Origin of the sequence: Bradyrhizobium diazoefficiens, assembly GCF_016616235.1 — a bacterium.
In the GTDB taxonomy this organism is placed as follows: domain Bacteria; phylum Pseudomonadota; class Alphaproteobacteria; order Rhizobiales; family Xanthobacteraceae; genus Bradyrhizobium; species Bradyrhizobium diazoefficiens_H.
Window position 1 is genome coordinate 2406763 of sequence record NZ_CP067100.1, and the last position, 23976, is coordinate 2430738.

Below are 23976 nucleotides of genomic sequence, written 5' to 3' on the forward strand. Positions count from 1 at the left end.
CCGCTCTGAATAACATGGCGCGAATGTTCGTGCTATATTTCTGTCACGAATATCCCGATCCTCGTAAAGGACTGATTGAAATGGCTACCAAGCAGAGCTCTCCGAAACCTACCCTCGCGGACTCGAAGAAGCTCTCAGCATCAGTGCTGTCGCAGGGCGAGGTCAGCGCAAATAAGAAACGGTGCCGGCGGCAATGCCGGCACCACTCGTGATCTTCACTCAATCAAGACGCGGAACGGCTCGCTTTGTGCGACAAGAGCATCATCCCGCCTGCGGATCACGAACGCTTCGACCAGATGCACACCGCGGTAGCTCAGCTCCTCAAAACGGCTCTGGCCGCCTTCTGACGGGTAGAAACCACCGCGCAGGGCCCGGGCGTTATAGGCCGCTTCGTCGGTGTTGGTGACGCGCCACTCCACGGTAAACTCGTCTTTGCTAGGCGGCAGGCCGAGATTTGTCACCGCCGTAAATTCGAGCCATCGGCCCTTCGGTACCGGATCAAGCGACTGCACATCGCGAAGCTTGTTGTAGCCCTTGGATTGGTAGAGCACGGCTTTGACGAAGATTGGGAACGTGCCGGTGCGAGCTTTTTTCCACTTCGGCGCCTTCATATACGGGCGCTTGTTGAAGCCTTCCGGCAGTGCTCGAACGCCATAGCTCTTGACGGCATCCACGAGATCACCGGCGAACAGCGCAGCAGCGCTGACGCTCTCCTTCAGCTTGGCAATGGCCATCTTGCTGATGGATTTGCCTTCGTCGATGTCAACCGATGCAGCGAACTCGTCGCCGAAAACACGCCGCCACTTGGCGATGCTTTCGTTGCGGTCCTCCTCGTCATAAGCTTCGTCGATCCAATCCCGGTATGTGTGGACCTTGTCGCGGAAGTTCGTGTACTGGTCGTCGGTCCACGCGTCGGCGAAATTCTCTTCCAGCAGAAACGGATTCGAGACCGTTGGCTTAGCGTTATTCGCCTGCAGCCAATCATCGAGGCGGCCGAAAATCGTCTTTAGAGCAGTCGGGGTGTCCGCGAACGCGTCGGTATCTTTGTCAGTACTCTGGATGCGATAGCCGAGCAGCGTCGTGAGCAGCACGGATGTGCAGGTAAACCGCGTCTTGATGTCCCGCATGTACTTGATGAGGCGGGTAACCTTGCGGAAGCTGTTGCTGCCCGAGTAGCCGTTCTGCGTGGTCAGCCAGTCGGTGTACTGGATAGGCTCGGAACGCTCGAACTCGTCGTCGAGGCGGTTGCAGACTTCCAGGCGCGCCCCGATCCGATTCACCACGCAGGGCGCCACGTCGATTTTGCGTTCGTTGGCGTAGTTGATCGTAACGCAGTGCGACCAGCGCTTCAGCTTGTCTTTATAGGTGGTGTTCTCGCGCAGGGCGTCATACAGCTTTTCGACATAGTCCCGCGCCGTCCAGCCATCGACAGGATGGACGAACACCAGCAGATCGGCGTCGAACTCGCCTTGATCTACTGGCTTGATGATCGTCTTATGTGCCCACGAACCTTGAGGCGCCCAGCTCTGGATTTTTGGCTTCCAATCGGAATCCCGAATGGCCTGCTTGATGGCCTCAATGCTTTTTTCGAGATCGCTGACCCGCGTCTGGTTCAGGTTGACGGTATCGTTGAGGAACGTGTTGAATTGATCGATCAGCTTCATGCTGCGGCCCTCTTGGCGCGCGCAGCGGCACGGTCTGCCTGGTAGGCTTTCCAGCGTTGATCGAGCTCGTCGACATACCAGCCGTACAGGTATGGTTTCCGGCGCGCCCTCGACGGCCGCGTTATAATCAGTCATGGCGAGCAACACATCGGGCATCGGGTAGCCGTTCGCATCAGCGGCGGACAGGCGCTGGCGGATGTCCCTGATCTCTTTTGCCGCGGATTTTTGCTCTTGGTACGCGCCGAGCACGTCCGCTGACATCACGAATACGATCAACGCCAAGAACACCCGCAGCACCAAGAACGCCACTTCGCGCTCCACGAAGGGCACAGTGGCGAAGGCAATGCCAAAGAAGATCAAAAGGAAGAACCACAGGATGCCGAGCATTACATGGCTGCTGATGCGTTGCAGGTGCTCACTGTAGAGAGCAGATTCTTCCAGCATTTCCGCAAGGCGCCCGGCTCCGGCGGGCAGGGAGGAGGCGTAGTAGTCCCCTTTCTCGAACTTCTGGGCCTTTTCGGTTGAGACCGTGAATCGCTCACGGAGGGCGCTGATTTCGCTCGGCGAGAGTGATTCTTCCAAGCCGCCGGTAAGGAGAGCGGCGCGCCGGGCAGCTTGCGCCGCAGATCGGGACTTTTCATACGCTCCATTCACCACCCACCAGAGCGCGAGCAGGAGCGCGCCGCAGATCGCAATGGTGTAAAGGGTGGCATGGTAGTTGTCAGGGATGACAACCGAGATCGCGGCCGGCAGTGCGACGGCGAGTTGCAGGAAGAACAGCGCTACGCGGAGCTTCGACGCCCTGTCGAACTCGGCGCGTAAATAGCCGACCAGATTCGCTGACGTGAGGCTCACGCTGCCGCTCCATTGTTTCGTGATGAAATGCGAAAGGTATGAACCGCATGTATGTACGCGGAACCCGATTACAACTGCTGATTACGTTTGTCCAGATTTTCAACAGGAAAGCGCCGCCTCGGCAATGCGGGCGACTCATCCGGCGATCACGGCGTGTACCTCATCCATTCAGTACAAGCTGCCGGAATCGATGACTCGCAATAGCGCCGGGGAGATATCGACGCATCAGCTGGCTGGCCTTGTCGTCCCCTTCTTTCGTATGCCGCTCATGCGGCGGGATCTATCAGGACAGCATTGGAGACTCATAGATCTAGAACAAAAATTTCCTGGTGCTGTCTTCTATGCCTCGCCGGGCATGCACAATCTGGGTGAGTTCAACCTTGCGTACAAAGATGGACGCGTCCACGAGAGATCGGCCTTCTTCTCTCCGGCTGATATCGGCCCGCTTCCCGATGACAAGAATCATACGATTGCTTACAAACTAACACGCCCGTCGCGTACTTCTGCTCACACCCTCGTCCGATAACTGCACTGAACTACGGAGCGCTCGCTCAAAACGCTCGCGCCCTCTTTGAACGTCCGCAATACCGGACACCGGAGAGTTCATCGCGATTGCTCAGAGACACGGTTCGAACTTTGGTTAGTCCGCAGATGCGAGGAGCCGAGCCGGAGCTGGCGCAGCGCGTCAGGACGAGACGAGCAGCCGAGCCGACCGGCTCGACACGTTCCGGGCATGTGGAGCAGGCGGTCGAGGATATTCTGGTGGCGCGAGTAGACCTCGGCGTAGACATGTTGATTACACAGCCGAAGAAGTGATGGCTGCCCACAGGTCTAGCTACATCCTTGGAGTCGAATCGACCGCGTCACCCCATCGCTCCTCCAAATCAGCGCGAGATCGGTACCCTGCGGCAGGATGCTCCCGAAGGATTGAGCTGGCAAACTACAGGAGCTGGTCTACCAATTGCGCCGTGATCCCACGACGGGATTCGGTCGGCTGGTTCGATGAATAGAGCGACTTCGATCTCCGCACTTGCGCAGGTGATCTAACGCACCGCTAGTTTAGATCGGCCGACCGCGCCCGCAGCCATATTAACGAACTCGCGGGCGATACGTGCACGTACGAGCGCTTCAGCCCCTGGCATTGATCAGAAATCCACCATTCATTGGATGAAGCCGGCTCCTCTAAGATCCGATAATTGATCAAACTTCCACTTCTTGTCTGCAATGAAGTCGACTCGATCATCGAGCTCTACAAGGAAGTCTAGTGAGCGCCGGTTGATCTGCAGGATGCCGAACTTCTGCTCGTACATCCTCCGAACGTCGGCATCGTCTCGAGGGAACACGGCGTACCAGGGAATCTTTCTATCCTGTCTAAGACGAAAAAGCTCGGCTCCTATATCCATATCCATGAAAGCATATCCGATAAATAGCACACAGCTCTGGTTGAAGTCAGAAAGGAACCGTTCGATCATACCTTTGTAATCGCCAATCATGCGAAAGTAATCGAACATTGTAATGACGAGCCCACCGTGCCCGATTTGGCGCGCTGCTAGCTCCATTGTCCCGTGCGGTTTGAACAAGGACATTCTGGGAGCCGGAGAATCCAGGTGCGCTGCATTGTGCCTTAGGAAGATCTCCTCCGTTTTTGGTCGCCCGATCTGAAGGCGCCAGCCCTTTTCGATGAGCTCATCATAATTCGTAGTGAAGAGCGCCTTAGGTCCAAGAAAGGGAAGCACAGCATGTTGCCAAAGAGGTCGGATGCAGTCGAATCGCGTCGTCAGATATTCCTCAATGGCCCCCCGTCCGGCCCGCGCTTCGGCCAAGGCCGCAGCATGCTCGAGGGTCATCATCCCTAGCGTTTTCGGTCCAAACGCTCGCCTCTCTTCATCGTTGCACATGAATTCCAGCCAGATCTCATCCCGCAGCCGCAGTGCAGAAGGTAAGAGTTGACCTGCCCGGTTCTTGGCGCCGACCGAAGCCCCGGCGCCCAGGAATATCGTCAGCCGGGAATTTAAGCGGCCCCAGTTGCTAACAAGGTTTTCGAAGTTCCCGTCAGGCGGAAGAAATTGCCGCTCGTACGGGTCGATATCGTCCGGCTTCGGACCGTGGTCCTTGGTCATCGAGAAAGTCCATTCCTGCTTGGATAAATCGTCGAAATTGCCATCGGCGATTGTTTCCCGCCGACATATGCTTCTATTCTTATACAACTTATCGTTTATAGGGTCCGATTCGTGAGCTCACCACAATATCTTGGCGACAGGTACCGGATCGTTCGCACGATTATTCGCGGCGACAGGACTGGCCGTTTTCCGTTTCTTTACGAGGTGAGCGATGCCGGCATGTTCTTGTTCGCGCGTACATGGTCACGGACCGGCGAGTCTGCCGATCTAAGGGCGCTCTGGAACCACGAAATCCGAAGTCTTCTCCGCCTCGGAGGATATCCCAGAGCGGGACATTATTTCGTTCAGCTGCGCGACCTCGGCATTGAAGAGAAGAAGTTCTATGTCGTTCTCGATGCTGGCGACCGCCAGCCGCTCGCGCAAATGCTCGCAGATCGAGGACGCCGGCCTTGGCTAAGAGACGTCTCAACGCCGGCGCGTCGCCGAAAGGTTTGGGAAGGGCTGCGCCGTATCGCAACTGCGGTGAGCATGCTGCACGAGGAAGGTACTATTCACCGGGCCATATCGCCGGCTGCGGTGTTCAGCGACGACCGCGGCGACTGTGATTTTCGCTTAAGCGGCTTCGAGTGGTCGCTCCGCGTCACATCAGCGTCGTCCGTCGGACGCGATGGCTCCAACAAGGTCGATCGGCTGCGGGCGCCGGAGCTCGAGAAATCGGATGCGCGGTATTCATTCGCGACCGATTGGTTTGATTTCGGTGTGCTCTGCACGGAGATTTTTGGGTTCGAGCCTTCCGGTAGAGGAATCAAGACGGTCGAAAGACTGCGCGAAGTCGTTTTGAACCTTGCTTATCTCGGCCCTCCCGAGCGAGCTCTCATTCTTGGTCTGCTCGAGCCTGATGCCGAGCGGCGATTTACCGACAGTGCCACCATCTTACAAGGGCTTTCGGAGGCGCATGCCTCGGTACGCAACCGAACGATCGTCATCGGTAAACCCTTGTACATCGGCTTCAATCTCGGTTCGGGTTCCCGTCTTTCCGAAGCCATCGCCGACATAACAGCGAACGCGGCCAAGGGGGCCATTCGAGCTGCAGACGTTGAGGCGCAGCTTGATTTTATCCAACGAGACTTGACCGGAGACTTGCAAGTCCTTGTCCGTCAGACGCCCTTCCAGCACTACGTGCTCAACGGTCGTCTGCTTCAGTACCGCGTACAGCGATGGGAGAGGGATAACCCGACCTGGGACGTCGGATTTTGCCAGTCCGCCGACCCGCCTTCGCTGGATCCAACAGAAAAGGTGGCTTCGCTCGACGGGCGGAAGCTTGAAGTGCGGGCGGCGCCGAAGCTTTCACGAGACTTGAACCGGGCGCGCAGCATCGGTGCGGCTTGGGATGCCGTCTTTCCGTTCGAGTCGACCACGACCGAGTTGGACGATGCTCAGAATCAAGTTTTGGAGTTCTTCAGGATCACGAACCAACTGGATGCATTGCTGACGGCGGCCCAGATCTGGCCGGTTCGTGTGGTCGAGGTGGAGGAGCAGACAGAAGGCGCGGTCGTTGAGGTAACCTCGGTTCCCGACGGACAGCGCGATGAGCTCGCGTTGAACTTAAAGCTCTCTCGCTCAGCAGATCAGATGAGAGATTTTTTCACGCGCGATGCTGTCTCTCTGCCTCTTGCGGAAGAGTCAGATTTTACGCTCGGCTATGAAGGCGTTTTGGGGCGCGGCGAGCAAGAGACTAACATCCGTTGGCGTTTCGACCGCGTGATTTTTCATCCCGGCGGGATCAGGTATCGCTTTTATCACGAAGATGCGGGGCTTCCGGCTCCGACGCTGGATTCCCGGATGTACCTGATGCCGTCGGGTCTTGGCGGAACGATCGCGCAGCTCAAGCGGCGTCAGCGGGCGATCGACGGCATGCGAAGTCATGCCGGTCTGCTGACCGCGATCGCTGATCCCGATAGAGCACGGCGGGATACGACCGATAGTCCGGGAAGCAGCGATGCTATCGAGAGCATGGATGAGTCAAAGCAACTCGCGCTCAACAGAATCTGGAAGACACAGCCCCTATTCGCGCTCCAGGGGCCGCCGGGGACCGGAAAAACGCGGCTTCTCGAGACATTGACGACCCGCTTGCTTGAAGTCGATGTATCGACGCAGGCACTGATCACCGCACATTCGCACGAAGCGGTCCGGCATGTACGGCGCAAGCTTGCCGAGCGTATCGCCACTTTGCCGCAGACCACACGTCCAATTGTCGTCCGTCTCGACGACAAGGCAGACACGGACTACGTCTCCCGCACCACGGCTCGTTTGGCCAGAGCGATTTCCGACAGCCCACTGGCGGCGTCTGCCCCCAGCCACATCCTAGAGCGGGCCAGGTCGATCGCTGTGGATATGGAACAAGGCAAGCCGGCAACGCGAGACATACGCAGTCTGGAATCGCTGGTTCGCCAAGCGGCCAATGTCGTGTTTGCAACATCGAACTCGGGCGAGTTGGCGCAGTTACTGGAAGACAACCGGCGCTTCGATTGGTCGATTGTTGAAGAGGCCGGAAAGGCGCATGGTTTCGACCTAGCGCTCGCGCTTCAGGCAAGCTACCGGGTGCTGTTGATCGGTGACCAAGAGCAGCTTCCCCCTTTCAATTTCGCAGCGCTCGAGGGCCTATTCCGCGAGCCTCCTCGCATTCTGAACGCGTGGAAGAACGGCGCTGGATTTGCTCCCGGCCTAGTCGGTCGCGAGTATGTCGGATTGGACGATGACGATCAGCAGAGGTTCGGCGAGAGCTGCACCGTCTGGCTCGACATGGTCCAGTTCTTTGCGGAAATGTTTCGACGATGCCAGAGAAGCGTGGTCGCGGAAGCGCCGATTGCGATGCGACTTGAATTGCAACATCGCATGCATCCGGACATTTGCGATATGATCTCGCATTGCTTCTATCACGAGAGGCTGCGGACGCATGAAGACGCTATCGCGCGATTTGAGAGCGAAGGTCCACCGTTTGGCATCGTGGCCAACGGATGGATGCCGGAGCAGCGCATCGTCTTTGTCGACTTGCCCTGGATGCAGGAGGTAAAGCACGCGACGGGCGAGGTGGGCGGAGCCGACGGCAAGCGCCGATATACCAACCCCGCGGAGATCGATGCCGTTCTTCAGGTGTTGACGCAGTTTGTTCCCAAATCGGGACAGGATTGCCATGTTCAGATTTTGTCGCCCTACCGCGCACAGGTTCGCGAGATCGTATCGGCGGTTTCCGACAGGACCTCTTCAGGAAAGCTGAAAAACCTGCTCTATCCTGAACTCGACATCCGCCTTGCGAAGCGGATGGGGGCAACGGTGGACGAATTTCAGGGAAGTGAAGCCGACGTCGTGGTTGCCTCGCTCGTGCGCAACAATGACGAGAAGGTCGGAAAGGGACTGGGCTTCCTCGCCGACCGACGTCGTTTCAATGTTCTGCTTAGCCGCGCAAGGCAGAAGCTTGTCCTGGTGGGAAGTTGGAATTTTCTGGTGAGCCGGGTGGACGTCTCTTCCGAACCGAACGAGGAGGACGAGCTTGCTCACATCACCAGATTGATGCGGTGGTTGATCGCGGAGGAGAAACGCGGCCGAGTGAAGCGAGTACAGCCGAAGGACTTCGGAGGAGCTTACAAGTGACGGCTCGGATGACGGTCTATATTCCGATCTACAAGGTTCGGGCGGATTACATCGTCAAGCAGGGCCGCACGTGGAGCGCGTTCGAGCACATGATCCTGTGGAAGCTTGCCCAGGAACGGGCAACTTCCGTCGAACTTGCTGAACTCTCCAGCGTCCCGCTTCGACTCGTTGTCGAATGCCTGATCGAGCTGATCGGTGTCGGATGGGTCGACATTCACACGAGCTCAGGCCGTGTAGCGTTTGAGGCGACGGCAGGTGGCAAGAAAGCGGCGACTCTCAAGAAGCTGCCTGAAGATACCCGCAACCTGCGCAGGCGCGACACTTTGTGCATGGAGCGGATTACCATGAGCTTTTTCCAGCCCGAGGATCTCACCCTTATCCACAAGGACAAGCTTCCCGAGAATGCTTTCGTTCTGAGACCGAGGGTTTTCAAGTTGACCATGTCGCCGACAGGCAGTGTCGACCGGTTGTACATGAAGGAGGACGAGACCTTCGAGGAGTGGGTCGACCACAGGATCACGGCTCAGCGTCTTTTCGCGTCGGTGCAAATCTCCGGTTACCAGGTCGAGGGACTGCCGCAATATACCTCTCCCGAATTTCGCCAAGCGATCGTGGAGGCCGTAACCATGTCGCCTGAAGCGGGCGACGATACAGCTGCTGAAGAAGTGATCGCTCGTGCCGATACCCGCCTGGAAACAGAGGATGGCTATAGCTATGCCGAGGTGACCGCGGACGATCTCGTCGTTGGTGGACCTGCTCATCTGTCGGAGCTGAAACGGGTCCTTTCGGATGCAAAATCGTTCGTGGTGATCCATACATGCTTTGTGGGAACGGAAGCCGTTCGCCGTCTGATGCCAGATCTCGAGGCCGCGGCGAAGCGCAAAGTGAGAGTTGATCTCCTGTGGGGTCAACGAAACGAGGAGCTGAACGAGGAAGCGCTGAAGGATTTTCGAGAAGCAAAGGCGATGTTCGACAAGCTGTCTCCTCATACGAAATCATACCTGCGCTTCGCCGAGACCGAGACCGGATCTCATGCCAAGATCGTGCTCGCGGATTCGGGACCTCACGGATCCTATGAAGCTTGCGTCGGATCGTGCAATTGGCTTTCCTCGCTTTACAAATCCGTTGAAGTGTCGATCAGGCTGCGGGAGCCGCACGTGGTCGCCACACTTGCGTCGACTCTGGCGTTTCTTCGGATTCCATCATCGGGCAAGTGGACAAAGGACGTCTATCGTCTGGCTGAGCTCCGCAATGAATGTCGCCGAGCTGACGCGCGGATCGAGGGGCCACATCGTGTAGCGGTGCTGAGAGATCATGAACACTTGGCTGCCGTTCGCGAAGCCCGTGATGGCGCAAACTCCAGCATCGTCGCCGTCTGCGATCTGTTGGGACCTGCCGGTGAAACATCGGTTTTCGTGCCGATGCGAGCGACCGACAGGGACCAGGTTGCCGTAGCGCTCATCCACAACAAGCTCGCTAAAAGCGTCTCACCCGAAGAGCGTGAGCGCACTGCGGCCGCGCTTTCTGAAGTTGGCATAAAGCTTTTCGCCGTCGATCAGGTCCACGGAAAATTCATGACCTGGGACGATGACGCTTTGCTGATCACGAGCTTTAACTGGCTCGCGACAACCTCCAATCCATGGAAGCCACGCGGGGCGGAAATAGGTGTCATCGTCAAAGGACCGGGACTGGTTGGCCATCTCAAGAGTAAATTCAGCGAAATCGCCGGAATTGACCGCGATATTCTCGACTGCCAGGCCTGAGAACTGACGCGAGTTGTTTGGAACCCGCCAAGGCACGCATATTCATTTTTGGAGTGAACCGGCGAGAAACCTACGCCTTTTTGATCCCCGTCGTGGCATGGCGCTTGGAGCGCGATCGTCGCAGACGTTGTCTAGCGCCCCCCCCATGCGTCGATGCATGGTGGCGCCGTTGGTAGTCTGTCTCGTCGGTTACATTGTGGACCCTGCTTGGTCTTCCTTGACGCCCCGGGCGACGACCCGGGGGATTCCATCCGGAAGCGACCTTTGCAATTTCAGGGCCTCGTCCGGAGTTGCCGTCATCCAGGCTTCGACTTCGTCCTGTGTCGTCAGGATAGCGGGCATTGCCTTGGGGTGGATGGCGCCGACTTCGGCGTTCGGCTCCGTCGTGAGGAACGTATAAAGGTCGTTGGTAGTCTCACCTTCCTTGACCTTCCGCACAGACGTCCAGTTGGTCCAGATGCCGGCGAAGCAGGCGAGGGGGCGGGTCTCATCGAGCGCGAACCAGATACCGCCGCCCTCGGCCTTGTTGAACTCGCTGAACGAGTTGAACGGCACCACGCAGCGGTTTTCGACGCCGAGCCAGCGGGCCCAGTGTTTGCTCTTCACGTTGCGGATGTTGGTCGTGCCGCTGTCCGGCTCCATTCTGAGCAATTCCTTGAAATCCACCGCCTTGCCCTTGGCCTGCAACTTCTCGGCTCGCTTCTTCGTGGCGTCCATCAGCGCTTTTGACGACGATGGCATTCCCCACCGCGCCGTAGCGAGCTCGCGGCCCTCGGTCCCGTTTCGCACGATTGGTGCATTGTAGTCCGGAAACACGCCGGGCATCGGCGCCAGGTTGCCGACGTATTGGTTCACGACAGGAAACAGCGCGCTGATTGCGGCTTGGTTGGTCGTGATCGAATAAGGATTGCACATCGGTCAGGATTCGGTTCGAGGGTGACGCGGCTGCCACGTCAACTGTAGCAGAGTCGCGGATGGACGCCGGCCCGCCTTGGCGCATTTGCGGCAGCGCAGCCGGCTGGCGAGATCGTGCACGAAGGTGGTCGGCGGGTGCTTCATGGCCGCGAGGTCCACATCGCTCGGCGTCTTGCAGCGCGCGCACCTGATCTCGAGCCAAGCGAAGCCTCCGTTCACCGCCTGATCGATGGTCGGCGATGGATCGATCGGTTCGCCGTCACTCCACATCCGCTCGTTCCAGCTTTCGCAAAGCAGCCTGTCGGCTTGCTGGATCATCGCCTCGCCTTTGGCCCGCATCTCCGCCGATTGGATGGCCAGGATGTTAGCCATCGCACGTGCCTTGCCGAGCTCTTTCGCCAGAGCCTTGCGATCGCCGCCCGACAGGGGCGTAGGGTGATACTTCGGGGCCATCCGGACATCCAGGCGCAAAGAGATCGGATCGGCAAATCCAGAGCGACTACGGCGTCTCGAACGCTGGCCAGCACCCGTCTTCTTCATGCCTGCCGGTGCGCTGCTGGCAGGTGTTGTCGAGCAACCGCTGCGCCACGTCCTTCCAGACTGCGTTGGTGCCATACAGCCGGACGGCATCGGCGGTCTGGATTTCCACGGTCCGCTCGCAGCGGCGGCAGGAGACGCGCAGCACGTGGGCTTTGATTTCCGAAAGACGTCGCTCACGAGCCTGCGCCACGGTCCCGTGGGCGCGAGGGTCTTTGAGGACCGATTCCCAATATTCGGCCGGGAGGGGGGCATCTGGAGCGGCAGCGGGCGGCGCACGTCTACGGTAGGCTTCAACGGCCAATTTTTGCATCTGTTTCGGGGTCGGCATGCGCCAGCTCGCGGGTCGGTCGGTCATGCTCGAATTAGAACATAACAAGAACAAATGTCGAGTCCGACCGGGACAGCCGGTCAGAAAAAATCCTCCTGTGGGACGGGTCGCGATGTCGGAACCAAGCCGGATCGTTCGTCTTGAATCCGGTATTAGTATCGGAGTTCCCCGGCATGGCCCCCCGCGCTAACTGGAAAGGCTTCCTGCGTCTTTCTCTCGTCACCTGTCCGGTCGCGCTCTATCCGGCCACCTCGGAATCCGAAAAAGTCTCGTTCAACCAGCTGAACCGAAAGACCGGCCATCGGATCAAGTACGCCAAGGTCGACGCCGACACCGGCGAGGAGGTCGACAACGAGGACATCGTCAAGGGCTACAAGGTTGATACCGACACCTTTATCGAGGTGACCAAGGAGGAGCTTGAGAACGTCGCGCTGGAATCGACGCGCACCATCGAGATAGACGAGTTCGTCGACCGCAGCGAGATCGATCCGCGATATCTGATCCGTCCATACTATCTGCGACCCGACGGTAAAGTCGGGCACGATGCCTTCGCCGTCATTCGGGAAACCATCCGCGAGATGAACAAGGTGGCAATTGGTCGGGTAGTGCTGACCAATCGTGAGCACATCATCGCGCTCGAGCCGCTGGACAAGGGGCTGATGGGAACGCTGCTGCGCTACCCTTATGAAGTGCGCTCCGCCGAAGAGTATTTCGACGATATCCAGGATGTCAAAGTTACCAAGGACATGCTCGATCTCGCCAAACACATCGTCAATCAGAAGGCGGGCCATTTCGAGCCGGACAAGTTCCAAGACCAGTACGAAACTGCCCTCATCGATCTCATCAATCAGAAGCGCGCCGGCAAACCCATCACCGCGAAAGCGCGTCCCCGCGGCGAGAACGTGGTGGACCTGATGGACGCGCTGCGCAAGAGCATCGGAAGAGAGGGGGCTGCGACAGAGGCACCCAAGAAATCAGGAAAAAAGCCGCGCAAGGCGGCCGTCGGGCAAAAAGAAATGCTGATGCCAATCGCAGGCAAGAAGCCGGCGAAGGAGACCGGGGCGAAGAAGCCGGCGGCCAAGCCGCAGCGGAAGTCGGCTTAGGTGTCGTGAAGCATCCGGTGACGCCGGACGGCCACTCCTTCGTCGTCCGCGGCAGGCTCTGGCGAATGGCAAATCCCGTCTCGACGAGGTCACGCGAGATCATCTCGTCAGCCGTCTAATGGCGGCCCGGCGGGTCGGTGCGCGCGCCAGGAAGGCGGCCGACCGCGAGGCCGCAGTAACGGTGCATAGGACCGTGGACGAGGCTAAGCAGGCGCTCGGCGAGCGCGGTCCGGTATGGCGGGACGACGGCTCGCCGGCTCTCGATTGCTCTGCAAAGCAGGAGCGATATGGCTGCCGTGAAAAAGATCTCCAAGAGATCGACCTTCAGCGCGGGCATTCTCGCATACCGCAAGGGCGCTCGTGGGCTCGAGGTTCTGCTCGTTCATCCCGGCGGTCCGTTCTGGCGTAAGAAGGATGATGGCGCCTGGTCCATTCCTAAGGGCGAAATCGATGCTAATGATGCTCCGGAGCACGTCGCTCGACGCGAATTTGCCGAAGAACTCGGCCCGAGCGCTTCGATTGGTCCACTCCAGGCGCTGGGGGAAGTCCGACAGCGAGGAGGGAAGCGCGTCATCGCATTCGCCGCCGAGGGCCACTTTGATCCGGCAGCGCTGACCAGTAATACCTTCGATATCGAATGGCCGCCTCGAAGCGGTCGAAGGAAGACCTTTCCCGAAGTCGACCGGGCGGAATGGTTTGATATCGAGCTCGCGCGGACCAAGATGCTGTCCGCTCAAGCTGAGCTTCTCGATCGACTTTTGGCGATTGCGGTTGAGAGCGCCGAGAAATGATGTTCAGGATTGGAATCATTTCCGACACGCACGGCCTGTTGAGGCCCGAGGCGGAACGAGGCCTGACGGGCGTCGATCACATCATCCATGCCGGCGACATCGGGCGCCCCGAGATCGTCGATGCGCTTCGCCGGATTGCGCCCGTCACGGCCATTCGTGGGAACGTGGATGGTGGCGAGTGGGCTCGCGACTACCCCGACACGAACCTTGTGCGCCTGGCAGGTAGGTCGATTTACGTTCTGCACGACTTGAAAACGCTGAAAGCCGACCGCGGCGCCGGCATCGACGTCATCGTCTCCGGGCATTCCCACGTGCCGAAGATCGACACGGTCGGTGGCGTTCTCTATCTGAATCCCGGCAGCGCGGGACCCCGGCGTTTCAAGCTGCCGATCACGTTTGCGACGCTCGAACTCACGCCTGATGGCATGCGTCCGGAAATCCACTACCTCGGAGGCGACTGAGTGCCCACCGCGGAGGGCCGGTTAATCCCTTCCGTTTGCCGGGTTACGCTCGGAGGGGAGCGCTATTTGCGCGGACGTTCTCGCTCGCGCACGACCTCCCTCGCCCGCTTGTCAGACCTGAGCCCAAGGTAGACGGCCTGGCGCAGTTCGCCCTTACTCGTCCACTCCGCGAATTTGACCTCGGCAACCAACGAGGGCTTGACCCAGGTCGTGGCGCCCTCGTCCTTCACTTTGGAAGGGAAGGGTGATTTAGGAGTGGTCAGCTTCACGAGCTTGGCATGGAGATCTCCCAGGACCTTGTGACTGAAGCCGGTGCCGACATGCCCGATGTAGCGCCATGCGTCGTATTCCCGCACGGCGAGGACCAGGGCGCCGAAGAACGGCCTGGAGCGCTTGGGCGCTGTGAAGCCCGCGATCACCACTTCCTGTCGCTTTGCCGTCTTGATCTTCAGCCAATCCGCCGTTCGGCTTCCGGAGGTATACGCGCTGTCGGCGCGCTTCGCCATGATGCCCTCCAGACCCTTCCGCTCGGCCTCGGCGAAGAATTTCGTGCCGTTTGCTTTGCGGTGGCGGCTGAAGGCGATCAACCGGTTGCTCGGCAGGATCGCTTTCAGCCGCTCCTTGCGCTCGAGAAGAGGCTGCTTGCGCAAATCAACTGCGTTCTGAAACATGAGATCGAAAGCGCAATACAGGAGCTTCGCTTCATGGCGCAGCGCGTTCTGAAGCAGCTGGAAATGCGAGACGCCGTCCTTTCCGATCGCGACGAGCTCACCGTCGATCACGGCGTCGCCCTTCACGCCCTCCAGCGCTTTGGCGACCTCGATATAGCTGCGGCTGATGATCTTGCCGTTGCGGCTGTAGAGCGAAACCTTGCCCCGGCGGATTTCCGCGATCATCCGGAAGCCGTCGTACTTATCCTCGAAAACCCAACCGGGATCGTCGAACGGCGCGTCGGTGAGCGTAGCAAGCATTGGCTGTAGGCGTTTGGGCAGGGTCGACGTTCGGCTCATTCAAGGGCCAATCCTTCAGAGCGTGTTGCGTAATGCATGGACGGCACCTTATCGCTCGAGTGGCCAGGGCCGGTTCGATGAAGCCCGGGAAAAGCGCCGTGACACCGATAGCCGCCGGCCTTTTACGCTGAAACGCCACTGAAGAACTCCACGCTACAGCCGATTCAAATTGGTACAGTTCGAATCGTTCCGGAACCTGCGAATCCTTGTCGCGTTTGCTTCGATGTCACAACGGGAGGCACCGATGGCGGTAGCGAAGAAGAGCAAGACGGCGCGCGGACGAAAACAGGACCGGGCGCGGGTGGCTGGCGGGCAGGACTATGAAGTGCGGTACGAGGCGAAGAAGACGCGAAAGTCCGCACCCGCGGTGAAAAAGGCAGTCAAGAAGGTCGGCAACTCGCGCAAGCGTGTTGAGAAACGGCTGGGCCGCTGAGTCGAGAGACGGGCTGGCGTCCGAGGGTGGCGGCGATCGTTCTAGTCGGAGGGGCATTCAGGGCAGGTATCACCGATCGAGTCCAGAACGTCGCGAACTGCGGCCTCCGCTGTTTGACGGGATACGCCTTCCGGCAGGTCTCGACGGGCGATGTCGAAGGCCCGCTCTCGGGCATGCGGATCGGCGCGGTCTTGCATCCAGCCGTGGTCCTCGCATTCGCGGATGGCGCCGGCTTCGTTCAGCACGTTGATCGCCCAACCGCGCAGGGTGCGGATCGCCGGCCGTCTCTGCTTGGTCATCAGCATTGAAAGGTTCTCCCACGCTGAGACGAATCGTTTAGTCCCGCAGACGTTCCCCATCGCTAACACACGGCTGGGATTCCGGATCGTGGGATCTCGTGGTTTTTCGAAGGCCGAATTTTCCAGCCGGCCAGGTGGTAGGGTGGGCGAGAACGAACCGAAGAAACCGTTTTCCGATACTTCAGACGTGCGAGCTCAAGTGGTGCTCCCTTATCCGTTTTGCGCGTGCGGCTGTCGCCGCACTGGGCTCTGGTGAACCGAGCCACGCAGCGTCTCGGCCTTGCGGCTTCGATCCCTCGCACTAGAGCAGATCACCCCCTTGCGGGGGCAGAAACGAAAAACCGGACCTTTATGCAGCAGCCACCTGCACAAAGGTCCGGCCTTATCCTAGCGTGCCGCGATACCGAACGGCTGCAAAGGACGCTTCATATCCTTTGGGAGGTCTCGCTTTTCATCCGGGTTGCGACCCGGAGGCGGCAATAAATCAGTAGCCGATACGACTACTTCTTTTTCTTTGAAGTCTTCTTTGCCACCTTCTTGGTGGCTGCCTTCGCGGTCTTCTTTGCCTTCTTGGCTTTCTTGGCCATGTCGTCCTCTGTAAAGAATTGACTCAGTGAACATGCCCACGCCGTGCATCGACATGCGCACCGGTGAGACGCTATCACAAAAGCAAAACTGATACCAACGAGACGTGATCCGCATTGAGTCGCTCGCCGGAGGCACTCGCCCTCGGGCCCGCCGTCATTGCATGCCGGCGTCGCTATCACTGCCCTTCGGATCGGGTGCCTTCTTAACCGGTCTCGCGACTGCACTCGGTCCCGGGTCCCGCCGCTACGCGTCGGCGCTATGCTGACCCTCCTGCGGGTGCCTCTTTTGATTCTCTCACTCTTCTCTTGTTGTGAGCTCTGCCGGGCTACCCGGCATTCTCATGGTTGAGATCTAAGGGGCGCTGCCCCTCGCGCGCGCCAGGGTAAAGCGTCGGCTTACGCCGGCGCCGTCCCGAGCGGTCTCCCCGGTCTTCCGCGCGTCCTCTGATTCCTCACTCTTCCGAAAGACCGGCATGCGCTTGTGCAGACCCGCTCACTGAGCGGCCCTGTCGGGCGGGTGATCCCCCTCCGCCCGGTTCGCCCTGGCACTTGTTACCCCCGGTCTCGCCGACGGGCAGGGGCGCAGGCGCGGAGTGCGCCCTGCACCCATGAAGGCAAAGGGAGATTGATCATGTCGGCCAAGCACATTGAAGCCATTCCCGAGAGCGGGACGGAGATTTTCATTCCGCTGAACAAGCTCAAGAAGTCGCCGAAGAACGCGCGCAAGACGCCGCACAGCGAGGCGGCGATCGAGGCGTATGCAGCGAGCATCGCCGCCAAGGGCATCTTGCAAAATCTGGTGATCGAACCGGAGTTGGACGGAGAAGGAGCGACCACGGGGTTCTATTTCGTGACCATCGGTGAGGGCAGACGCCTTGCCCAGCTTCTGCGGGCGAAGCGGAAGGAGATCAAGAAGACCGAGCCGATCCGCTGCATCATCGACACCGCGAACGATCCGCACGAAATCAGCCTGGACGAGAACGTCACCCGGGAAAACATGCATCCTGCCGACCAGTTCGAGGCGTTCAAGAAGCTGGCGGAAGAACGCGGTTTCGGTGCAGAGGAAATTGCCGCCCGTTTCGGCGTGACGCCGCATGTCGTGCGGCAGCGCCTACGGCTCGGCGCGGTCTCCCCGAAACTGATGCAGGTCTATCGCGATGGCGATCTGACGCTAGAACAGCTGATGGCCTTTGCCATCACCGATGATCATGCCCGGCAGGAAGGCGTCTATGAGCGCCTGTCCTATAACCGGGATGCCAGCACCATCCGCCGCATGCTCACCGAAACCCACGTGGCCGCCACCGACCGCCGCGCGCGCTTTGTCGGGATCGAGGCCTACACCGAAGCAGGCGGTACGGTCCTTCGCGATCTTTTCACCGAGGATCGCGGCGGCTATCTGGAGGATGTGGCGCTGCTCGATCTTTTGGTAACCGCAAAGCTCGGCCGTGAGGCCGATGCGGTGCGGTCAGCCGAGGGTTGGAAATGGACGGAAGCCCATCTTGATTTTCCGCACGCGCACGGCATGCGGCGGACCTATCCGCATCCGGTCGAGCTTTCCGCGGAAGATCAGGCCGCTCTTACTGCGGCACAGACGGATTTCGATCGGCTGACCGAACAGCATCAGGCGGCTGAGGAACTTGCTGACGACGTAGATGCACGGTTCGGCGAGCTTGAGGCCGAAATCGAGCGGCTGGAAGCGAAGCGGCAGGCCTATGATCCTGACGACATTGCACGCGGAGGCGCTTTCGTGATCCTCAATCACGACGGCAGCATTCGGATCGAGCGCGGGTTCATCCGCCCGGCAGACGAGAAACCCCAAGCCCAAACGGAGGAAGGGAGCGACCCGCAGGGGGCGAATGAGGGCGCGGACACAGATGGCCATGCGGCGCAAGGTGGTCATGAAGAAGCCGTTGCGGAGGACGAGGACGACGACAGACCCCTATCTGACGTTCTCGTTCGCGACCTCACCGCACATCGCACCTTGGGGCTGAGGCTCAATTTGAGCGAACAGCCCGAAACCGCAATCGTGGCCGTCACGCATGCGCTCGCGGCCCAAATCTTCTATCTCGGCGCGGATGCGCATGTCGTTGGTATCCAGCCAGTCAAGACCGATTTGGCTGGGCATGCGGACGGTATCGAGGATACACCCGCCGGCAAGGCCTGGGCGGATCGTCACGCCAATTGGGCAAGGCAGATGCCGCGGGACGTGGCTGGTCTTTGGGCTTTCGTGGCCGAACTCGACCACGACAGCCGCATGGCCTTGTTTGCGCATTGCACCGCATTGACCGTCAATGCGGTGAAACTGCCGTGGGAGCGGCGGCCGCGGGCGCTGTCAACGGCCGACCGGCTGGCGGAAGCCGTGTCTCTTGACATGACCGGCTATTGGCGGCCGACGGTGCGTAGCTATCTGGGTCGCGTCACCAAGGCGCGTATTCTGGAGGCGGTTTGCGAGGGCGTGAGCGCCGAGGCGGCCGAGCGTATGGTGGACATGAAGAAGGTCGACATGGCGGAAGCCGCCGAACAATTGCTAGCGGCGACCGACTGGCTGCCTTCGCTGCTGAGAACAGCGAAGTCGCAGGATCGCGCCGATGCTTCAACTGACGTGCAGGACGGCGACGCGTATTCGGAGGCCGCGGAATGAGGACTGAGCCGGGGCCGCGTAGGCGCCCCCGGCGGGTTTTAAATTTTCGGCCGCGCGCCGGACCCGCGCGCGGCCGCTTCGATCAATGCAAAGCGGCGACCGCCCACACAAGCCCTCGACTCGGATATGGGCCACGATCTGTCCGATCCACGCCGTTTGCCGCACCAGTGAGGACGGCTGTGTCGCACTCGCCTCATCAGGACGATGCGATTCAGGGCGGACGCTTTGATGGTGTGATGACTGCGAGCATCGAGATCGCGCGCAGGCAGATAACTCCAGCGGCACATTTGGTCTCCTACGCGAAAATGCGCTTGGTTTCGCTTGTGTTTGCCAAGATGCGTCTTTTTTGCCGTTGATGCGCGGGTGCCAGCAGATGTTCGATCCGCCCAGGCATGTCCTTGTGCCGCGTCGGTGTCGGCCGCCATGGTTGTCTCCGTCAGTTCGTTCATGGCGCGTCCAACGCAACCTCGAATGGGCTGATCAGGCCCGAGGGCCGGCAAGAGCCTTGATCGCCTTCCCGCAACGGCTGCGCCTGCTTTTTTCCCCTGCCGCGAAGTGGCGGCATTCCTCGCGGGAAGACAAAAAAGCAGGCTATCGCCGTCCTCCGCTGTCGCTGCGGGCCTGACGGCTGCGGGCCGATCGCTCCCCGGGCCAAGGATCGCCATCGAGGCTGCGATGGGCGCGGCCCGAGCAACAAACGGAGACCATCATGGCTACCATCGGCACCTTTACCGCTTCGGACAACGGCTACATCGGTTCGATCAAGACGCTGACCCTGAACGTCAAGGCAAGGTTCGCGGCATCCGAGAAGGACAACGACAAGGCGCCCGACTACCGCATCTTCGCCGGTACGACCGAGCTCGGTGCCGCCTGGAAGAAGACCGCCCGCGAGACCGATCGCGAATACCTCTCGGTCAAGCTCGACGATCCGACTTTCCCGGCCCCGATCTACGCCTCGCTGGTGAAGGTCGAAGGCGACGAGGGCTTCGCCTTGATCTGGTCCCGCCGCAACGGCGACTGATCCCACGGGATCGTCAGCCCCGCCTCCTCGGAGGCGGGGCTTTTCTGCATTTTATTTCGCCGCTTCGGGAGGAAGAAGAAGCGCATTTTTCTTTGAGGAGATTGCTAAGGGCTCCGCCCTCGCGCAGGCAAGGGTGAAGCACGGCTCGCCGTGCCGGCCGGAGCGGTATCCCCGGTCTTCCGCGCAAAAGATCTTCACGACGACGATGTCGTCGGGCGCGTGCAGACGCGCGCTTCGCGCGCCCTTGTCAGGCGGGTGATCCCCCTCCGCTCCGGCCGCCCTTGCCCTTGCTACCCCAGGTCTCGCCGACGGGCAGGGTTGCAGCGCAGCGCTGCGCTTCAACCTCAGCCCATAGGAGAACGACCATGAACATGATGACATTGTCCCAGAGCGAACAGCCTGTTTCGGGAGGTTTCCGCGTGGATGTATCGCGCGGCCAGCGGATCGGCCGCGTGTCGTCCGAGTGGTTTGCGCGACCGGATGACGAGCGGTATCTGAACCTGCCGGACCTTTATGAAGCAGTGCGAGGACGGGCCGAGCGCGCGCAGGCGCGGACGGTGGAGAGCCGCGCGATCCGGGTGGAGGCGAGCCGGGACAATGCCGAGCGGCTGACCCTGACGGTGCCGGGACGTGACGAGCCGGTGGCGCCGACCCATTGGAGTTTTGGCCAGTTGTGTACGCTGGTCAGTGCGCCGACATCTTATCTGCGGCAGCTTCCCGCAGCCCTATCCGCTATCAATCTGCAACACGGTTTTTTGTCACATCGCGCCGAGCTCGTGAAAACCTTGGAGGCCAACAACGGACGCGTTGAGCTTCGTGCCGTGACCGGGCCGGACTATGGCCGCATCTGGGATCATGAGTTGGTCGCAGCGGTCATGAAGATCGCGGGCAATGGCACGGGTGACACGCGGTGGAAGGTCCCGGGCGTGATGGACTGGGCCACCATGACCCATAATCCGTTTGTGGACGTGACCAAGGACACGACCACGCTCTATGGCAGTGACCGGGATGTGTTCCTGTTTCTGGTCGACGACACCAACCCGATCGAAGCCGGGCGCCTGCCGGATGGATCACCGGATTTGTATTTCCGGGGGTTCTACTGCTGGAACAGTGAAGTCGGCAGCAAGACGCTTGGGATCGCGAGCTTCTATCTCCGCGCCGTCTGCATGAACCGTAATCTTTGGGGCGTCGAGAATTTCGAGAAGATCACGATTCGGCATTCCAAATTTGCCGCTCAACGGTTCGCCCATGAAGCTGCGCCAGCGCTAACGAGCTTTGCCAACTCGTCACCTGCGCTATTCGTGGCCGGGATCAAGGCAGCGCGGGAGCGGATCGTTGCCCGCACGGACGACGACCGGGAGACGTTCCTCCGCAAAGGCGGGTTTTCCAAATCCAAGACCTCGAAGATCATCGAGACCGTCTTGGGCGAGGAAAACCGCAAGCCGGAAAGCATCTTTGATTTCGTGCAAGGCATTACTGCGTTTGCTCGCGGCAAGGCTCATCAGGACACACGACTTGAACTGGAAGGCAAAGCGAAACGATTGATGGAGCGCGCAATCTGATGACCTGAGCCGCGCGACCGGCTTTCGGTTGCGCGGCCATGCTATCCAGAATGGTGCGTCGCCGCCGATCCGGCAGGCTGGATCGGCGGTGACGCGTATCCGCGTCCGGCGTTCGCCGGCCTCCGGCCGGCTCGTGGAAGGTCAGGATCGAACCTTGGACACTTTTTCCTCAAGCAGATCTGCAGGTCGGACATCCAACGCTTGGGCAATCTGCCAGATTGTAAGCAACGTTGCGTTTTGCAGCCCTCGCTCCATGCTGCTTACGAAGGCCCGGTCGACGCCCATGCGTTCTGCAACTGCCTCTTGGCTCAAGCCAAGGGCCAGTCGAAATCGACGCGCGTTCGCTCCGAAGACCTTGCGAATATCCATCCGCAGGATAGGAAGCAATCGCGTATTTTGGCGCTACGTGTTATAATACGCGGAGCTTGGATGTTGAGGGTCACGGACGGAGCTTCGATTGCTGAAACGTCGAGAAATGCGGCTTATTGAGCCCTCGCCCGAGCGGGTGGCATGCCATATGCTCAGGCTGGGAACCGTTCGAGCCGCCGAGGCTCGCGCGTCCCAATTTGATTTTCGATCACGCGCATATTGTAGTCTCTGATGTCGAAGCCGCCGCTAAATCCTGACGTCGCAGATGTCGCACCGAACGAGCCGGCGCTGACTGCCTATGACGAACAGCATGTCGTCACGTACATTCGCCTTTTGCAGGCGGAAGGCGAGAGGGCAGACTGGCGAGAAGTGGCTCGCGTGGTCTTGCATATGGACCCAGAGCGAGAGCCAGACCGCGCGAGAAGCGCATATCAAAGTCATCTTGCGCGCGCTAAATGGATGACTGAACAGGGCCGCCTATTACGTGGCACCGGCTCGAAATAGAACAGAATCGCCGCCTGGTGACCTGCAGGAAGAACTATTTTCTTTTGGTGACCGGTGGTCATTCCGGTGCACCACGTGGTGCCAAACTAGGGTCTTCCTGCAACCGCTTCGTTCATACCTATTGCGGCGCAATCGTTGTTAGCTGTGTGCAATGGGGCGGAAGCAATGCCTGAATTCGACTGGCGGTCGCCGGAATCCTACAAAAGCCTAAAAGACGCTGAAATCACCGACATCGCCTGGGAATGTCTTCGCCGCAACGCGGACTACCGACGCGACTTTGAGGCGATGATCGCCAGCAGCCCGGACGGCGAAGTGACCGAGGAATTCAGGAGGAGGTGGGGCCTCTGCTTTCGCCCATGACCCGCAGAGGTCCTACGACGAGCAAACGATCTTTTGGGCGCCAGAGGTTTTAGCGGCGGTCGTTCCGGTCAAGGTCGCAGTGCCTGAAGAGGGCGGGGCGCCGTCTCAGCCACTGCTCGACCTTACAGCTGGGGAGGTGCGCCGAGCTGTCGATGGCTGGCATGCCGTGCTGCGTATCGGCCCGGTTGATCACCGTGTCTGGTCCAAAGAGCCGCCGGTGCTCGGCGCGTCATACGCAGCCGAACTGCCGTTTGACGGCGATTTCGACGCGCGTGCGTATGCAGCCCGCCGGCTGTGGCGAGCGATGAATGGACGCGCGCCAGGTCCTGCCTTTCATCATCTCTCGAAACAGCGACGCGAACGCTTGAGCGCTGCGATCCGAGCGCTCGATGCGCATAGCGCCGGCGGCAGCTATCGCGTTATCGCCGAAGCGCTGTTCGGCAAGAAGCGCGTGCCCGATCGCGCGTGGAAGACGCATGATCTGCGCAATCGAACGGTCCGCTTGGTGCAAAGCGGCCTCGCGTTGATGCGCGGTGGTTACCGCAAACTCCTGCGGCCAAGGCGCAGGGACGAGTAGCGCAGTCGCCCGAGGGGTGCCGAAAATCATACCCTCAACATTCGGCATTCCCCTTCGAGATCTTGCTCCTCCATGATGTCCGCACACACGCCGGCCTAGCCAAGCGTGGTGCGCTGTCCTCTTGGAGTCCTCAAATGCCCGATCCGATGGCCGGTCTTCCCCCGCGCTTCCTGCGTACACCTGAGGCCGCGCGCTATCTTGGCCTGTCCGGTCGCACGCTGGAAAAGCACCGCACGTACGGTACTGGACCGACCTATCGGAAGATTGGCGGACGTGTCGTCTACGCCCTTGATGACCTGAAGGCGTGGGCCGACCGGGGCGCCAAGACGTCGACCTCCGATCCGGGGAAGGGGACCGTTCTGCCGGCCAAAAAGCATCCGGCGCTGCGGCCGTATGCAGGCCAAGAGCGCCGCTGATTGCCG

The 23976-nt window shown here is 59.9% G+C and carries 24 protein-coding genes; 14 read left to right on the forward strand and 10 right to left on the reverse strand.

Annotated elements, in window-relative coordinates; translation table 11 throughout:
* Window positions 1-215: 215 nt before the first annotated feature.
* The gene (locus JJB99_RS36170) at window positions 216-2519 is read right to left on the reverse strand and encodes an SMODS domain-containing nucleotidyltransferase (protein WP_246775201.1); all 2304 of its coding nucleotides are present in this window, start codon (window positions 2517-2519) and stop codon (window positions 216-218) included.
* Here JJB99_RS36170 and JJB99_RS11365 point away from each other — a divergent pair.
* Entirely contained in the window at window positions 2509-3045 is a 537-nt protein-coding gene (locus tag JJB99_RS11365) for a hypothetical protein (protein ID WP_200498850.1), read from the forward strand. The genes JJB99_RS36170 and JJB99_RS11365 overlap by 11 nt on opposite strands.
* 634 nt (window positions 3046-3679) lie before the next feature.
* On the opposite strand, the gene JJB99_RS11370 is transcribed toward JJB99_RS11365, so the two are convergent.
* Window positions 3680-4639 carry an SIR2 family protein gene (locus tag JJB99_RS11370; RefSeq protein ID WP_200498851.1) on the reverse strand — a complete coding sequence of 320 codons (960 nt, stop codon included), beginning with the start codon at window positions 4637-4639 and terminating at the stop codon, window positions 3680-3682.
* 111 nt (window positions 4640-4750) lie between these two features.
* Between JJB99_RS11370 and JJB99_RS11375 the strand changes: the two genes are divergently transcribed.
* A complete protein-coding gene (locus JJB99_RS11375; protein ID WP_200498852.1) occupies window positions 4751-8290 on the forward strand; it encodes an AAA domain-containing protein in 3540 nt (1179 codons plus the stop codon).
* 8 nt (window positions 8291-8298) lie between these two features.
* Entirely contained in the window at window positions 8299-10053 is a 1755-nt protein-coding gene (locus JJB99_RS11380) for a phospholipase D-like domain-containing protein (protein WP_200498853.1), read from the forward strand.
* Between the two features lie 189 nt (window positions 10054-10242).
* On the opposite strand, the gene JJB99_RS11385 is transcribed toward JJB99_RS11380, so the two are convergent.
* The 3 genes from JJB99_RS11385 to JJB99_RS11395 are packed head-to-tail and all read right to left on the reverse strand — an operon-like array spanning window position 10243 to window position 11863.
* Entirely contained in the window at window positions 10243-10968 is a 726-nt protein-coding gene (locus JJB99_RS11385; RefSeq protein ID WP_200498854.1) for an SOS response-associated peptidase, read from the reverse strand.
* A gap of 3 nt (window positions 10969-10971) precedes the next feature.
* Complete coding sequence (locus JJB99_RS11390) at window positions 10972-11421, reverse strand: hypothetical protein (protein ID WP_200498855.1); 450 nt, start codon at window positions 11419-11421, stop codon at window positions 10972-10974.
* Between the two features lie 46 nt (window positions 11422-11467).
* Window positions 11468-11863 (reverse strand): hypothetical protein, encoded by a 396-nt coding sequence (locus JJB99_RS11395; RefSeq protein ID WP_200498856.1) that lies wholly within the window; start codon window positions 11861-11863, stop codon window positions 11468-11470.
* A 146-nt stretch (window positions 11864-12009) separates the two neighbouring features.
* Here JJB99_RS11395 and JJB99_RS11400 point away from each other — a divergent pair, with 146 nt between their 5' ends.
* The 3 genes from JJB99_RS11400 (at window position 12010) to JJB99_RS11410 (ending at window position 14191) form a co-directional block, all read left to right on the forward strand.
* Window positions 12010-12939 (forward strand): Ku protein, encoded by a 930-nt coding sequence (locus JJB99_RS11400; protein WP_200498857.1) that lies wholly within the window; start codon window positions 12010-12012, stop codon window positions 12937-12939.
* Window positions 12940-13226: 287 nt separating this feature from the next.
* Entirely contained in the window at window positions 13227-13730 is a 504-nt protein-coding gene (locus JJB99_RS11405; RefSeq protein ID WP_200498858.1) for an NUDIX domain-containing protein, read from the forward strand.
* Window positions 13727-14191, forward strand: coding sequence for a metallophosphoesterase family protein (locus JJB99_RS11410; RefSeq protein WP_200498859.1), 465 nt, complete (start codon window positions 13727-13729; stop codon window positions 14189-14191). Before JJB99_RS11405 ends, JJB99_RS11410 begins: the two co-directional genes overlap by 4 nt.
* Before the next feature lie 62 nt (window positions 14192-14253).
* On the opposite strand, the gene ligD is transcribed toward JJB99_RS11410, so the two are convergent.
* Window positions 14254-15201: a non-homologous end-joining DNA ligase gene (ligD, locus tag JJB99_RS11415; RefSeq protein ID WP_200498860.1), complete on the reverse strand. Its 948-nt coding sequence runs from the start codon at window positions 15199-15201 to the stop codon at window positions 14254-14256.
* A 244-nt stretch (window positions 15202-15445) separates the two neighbouring features.
* Between ligD and JJB99_RS11420 the strand changes: the two genes are divergently transcribed.
* Window positions 15446-15634: a DUF3606 domain-containing protein gene (locus JJB99_RS11420; protein ID WP_200498861.1), complete on the forward strand. Its 189-nt coding sequence runs from the start codon at window positions 15446-15448 to the stop codon at window positions 15632-15634.
* A 41-nt stretch (window positions 15635-15675) separates the two neighbouring features.
* Here the strand turns inward: JJB99_RS11420 and JJB99_RS11425 are convergent, their stop codons facing one another.
* Together JJB99_RS11425 and JJB99_RS11430 are read right to left on the reverse strand one after the other, a co-directional pair.
* A complete protein-coding gene (locus JJB99_RS11425) occupies window positions 15676-15939 on the reverse strand; it encodes a hypothetical protein (RefSeq protein WP_200498862.1) in 264 nt (87 codons plus the stop codon).
* 381 nt (window positions 15940-16320) lie between these two features.
* Window positions 16321-16635: a hypothetical protein gene (locus JJB99_RS11430; protein ID WP_200498863.1), complete on the reverse strand. Its 315-nt coding sequence runs from the start codon at window positions 16633-16635 to the stop codon at window positions 16321-16323.
* Between the two features lie 516 nt (window positions 16636-17151).
* Between JJB99_RS11430 and JJB99_RS11435 the strand changes: the two genes are divergently transcribed.
* The gene (locus JJB99_RS11435; protein WP_200498864.1) at window positions 17152-19161 is read left to right on the forward strand and encodes a ParB/RepB/Spo0J family partition protein; all 2010 of its coding nucleotides are present in this window, start codon (window positions 17152-17154) and stop codon (window positions 19159-19161) included.
* A gap of 38 nt (window positions 19162-19199) precedes the next feature.
* On the opposite strand, the gene JJB99_RS11440 is transcribed toward JJB99_RS11435, so the two are convergent.
* Window positions 19200-19610 (reverse strand): hypothetical protein, encoded by a 411-nt coding sequence (locus tag JJB99_RS11440; RefSeq protein ID WP_200498865.1) that lies wholly within the window; start codon window positions 19608-19610, stop codon window positions 19200-19202.
* Between the two features lie 260 nt (window positions 19611-19870).
* Here JJB99_RS11440 and JJB99_RS11445 point away from each other — a divergent pair, with 260 nt between their 5' ends.
* Window positions 19871-20182, forward strand: coding sequence for a DUF736 domain-containing protein (locus JJB99_RS11445; protein ID WP_200498866.1), 312 nt, complete (start codon window positions 19871-19873; stop codon window positions 20180-20182).
* Between the two features lie 371 nt (window positions 20183-20553).
* Window positions 20554-21744, forward strand: a complete 1191-nt coding sequence (locus tag JJB99_RS11450; protein WP_200500111.1) for a DUF932 domain-containing protein — start codon at window positions 20554-20556, stop codon at window positions 21742-21744.
* A 141-nt stretch (window positions 21745-21885) separates the two neighbouring features.
* Here the strand turns inward: JJB99_RS11450 and JJB99_RS11455 are convergent, their stop codons facing one another.
* Window positions 21886-22113, reverse strand: a complete 228-nt coding sequence (locus JJB99_RS11455; RefSeq protein WP_140483337.1) for a helix-turn-helix domain-containing protein — start codon at window positions 22111-22113, stop codon at window positions 21886-21888.
* A 231-nt stretch (window positions 22114-22344) separates the two neighbouring features.
* On the opposite strand from JJB99_RS11455, the gene JJB99_RS36175 reads away from it, so the two are divergent.
* The 4 genes from JJB99_RS36175 to JJB99_RS11470 all read left to right on the forward strand — a co-directional run bounded on the left by JJB99_RS36175 (window position 22345) and on the right by JJB99_RS11470 (window position 23970).
* Complete coding sequence (locus JJB99_RS36175) at window positions 22345-22617, forward strand: DUF2285 domain-containing protein (RefSeq protein WP_246775202.1); 273 nt, start codon at window positions 22345-22347, stop codon at window positions 22615-22617.
* Window positions 22618-22782: 165 nt separating this feature from the next.
* Entirely contained in the window at window positions 22783-22977 is a 195-nt protein-coding gene (locus JJB99_RS11460; RefSeq protein ID WP_200498867.1) for a transcriptional regulator domain-containing protein, read from the forward strand.
* Between the two features lie 166 nt (window positions 22978-23143).
* Window positions 23144-23554 (forward strand): DUF2285 domain-containing protein, encoded by a 411-nt coding sequence (locus JJB99_RS11465; RefSeq protein WP_246775203.1) that lies wholly within the window; start codon window positions 23144-23146, stop codon window positions 23552-23554.
* A gap of 134 nt (window positions 23555-23688) precedes the next feature.
* On the forward strand, window positions 23689-23970 hold the full coding sequence (locus JJB99_RS11470; RefSeq protein ID WP_200498869.1) for a helix-turn-helix transcriptional regulator: 282 nt from the start codon (window positions 23689-23691) through the stop codon (window positions 23968-23970).
* The last annotated feature ends 6 nt before the right edge of the window (window positions 23971-23976 follow it).

What these genes read in the sequence shown, in the direction of transcription:
- JJB99_RS11400 (WP_200498857.1), top strand. Translation starts at nt 12,010, where the DNA reads ATGGCCCCCCGCGCTAACTGGAAAGGCTTCCTGCGTCTTTCTCTCGTC.
- JJB99_RS11435 (WP_200498864.1), top strand. Translation starts at nt 17,152, where the DNA reads ATGTCGGCCAAGCACATTGAAGCCATTCCCGAGAGCGGGACGGAGATT.
- JJB99_RS11470 (WP_200498869.1), top strand. Translation starts at nt 23,689, where the DNA reads ATGCCCGATCCGATGGCCGGTCTTCCCCCGCGCTTCCTGCGTACACCT.
- JJB99_RS11445 (WP_200498866.1), top strand. Translation starts at nt 19,871, where the DNA reads ATGGCTACCATCGGCACCTTTACCGCTTCGGACAACGGCTACATCGGT.
- JJB99_RS11420 (WP_200498861.1), top strand. Translation starts at nt 15,446, where the DNA reads ATGGCGGTAGCGAAGAAGAGCAAGACGGCGCGCGGACGAAAACAGGAC.
- JJB99_RS11425 (WP_200498862.1), bottom strand. Translation starts at nt 15,939, where the DNA reads ATGCTGATGACCAAGCAGAGACGGCCGGCGATCCGCACCCTGCGCGGT.
- JJB99_RS36175 (WP_246775202.1), top strand. Translation starts at nt 22,345, where the DNA reads ATGTCGAAGCCGCCGCTAAATCCTGACGTCGCAGATGTCGCACCGAAC.
- JJB99_RS11410 (WP_200498859.1), top strand. Translation starts at nt 13,727, where the DNA reads ATGATGTTCAGGATTGGAATCATTTCCGACACGCACGGCCTGTTGAGG.
- JJB99_RS11455 (WP_140483337.1), bottom strand. Translation starts at nt 22,113, where the DNA reads ATGGATATTCGCAAGGTCTTCGGAGCGAACGCGCGTCGATTTCGACTG.
- JJB99_RS11395 (WP_200498856.1), bottom strand. Translation starts at nt 11,863, where the DNA reads ATGACCGACCGACCCGCGAGCTGGCGCATGCCGACCCCGAAACAGATG.
- JJB99_RS11430 (WP_200498863.1), bottom strand. Translation starts at nt 16,635, where the DNA reads ATGCGGATCACGTCTCGTTGGTATCAGTTTTGCTTTTGTGATAGCGTC.
- JJB99_RS11440 (WP_200498865.1), bottom strand. Translation starts at nt 19,610, where the DNA reads ATGAACGAACTGACGGAGACAACCATGGCGGCCGACACCGACGCGGCA.
- ligD (WP_200498860.1), bottom strand. Translation starts at nt 15,201, where the DNA reads ATGAGCCGAACGTCGACCCTGCCCAAACGCCTACAGCCAATGCTTGCT.
- JJB99_RS11380 (WP_200498853.1), top strand. Translation starts at nt 8,299, where the DNA reads ATGACGGTCTATATTCCGATCTACAAGGTTCGGGCGGATTACATCGTC.
- JJB99_RS11385 (WP_200498854.1), bottom strand. Translation starts at nt 10,968, where the DNA reads ATGTGCAATCCTTATTCGATCACGACCAACCAAGCCGCAATCAGCGCG.
- JJB99_RS11450 (WP_200500111.1), top strand. Translation starts at nt 20,554, where the DNA reads ATGATGACATTGTCCCAGAGCGAACAGCCTGTTTCGGGAGGTTTCCGC.
- JJB99_RS11370 (WP_200498851.1), bottom strand. Translation starts at nt 4,639, where the DNA reads ATGACCAAGGACCACGGTCCGAAGCCGGACGATATCGACCCGTACGAG.
- JJB99_RS11405 (WP_200498858.1), top strand. Translation starts at nt 13,227, where the DNA reads ATGGCTGCCGTGAAAAAGATCTCCAAGAGATCGACCTTCAGCGCGGGC.
- JJB99_RS11390 (WP_200498855.1), bottom strand. Translation starts at nt 11,421, where the DNA reads ATGGCCCCGAAGTATCACCCTACGCCCCTGTCGGGCGGCGATCGCAAG.
- JJB99_RS11460 (WP_200498867.1), top strand. Translation starts at nt 22,783, where the DNA reads ATGCCTGAATTCGACTGGCGGTCGCCGGAATCCTACAAAAGCCTAAAA.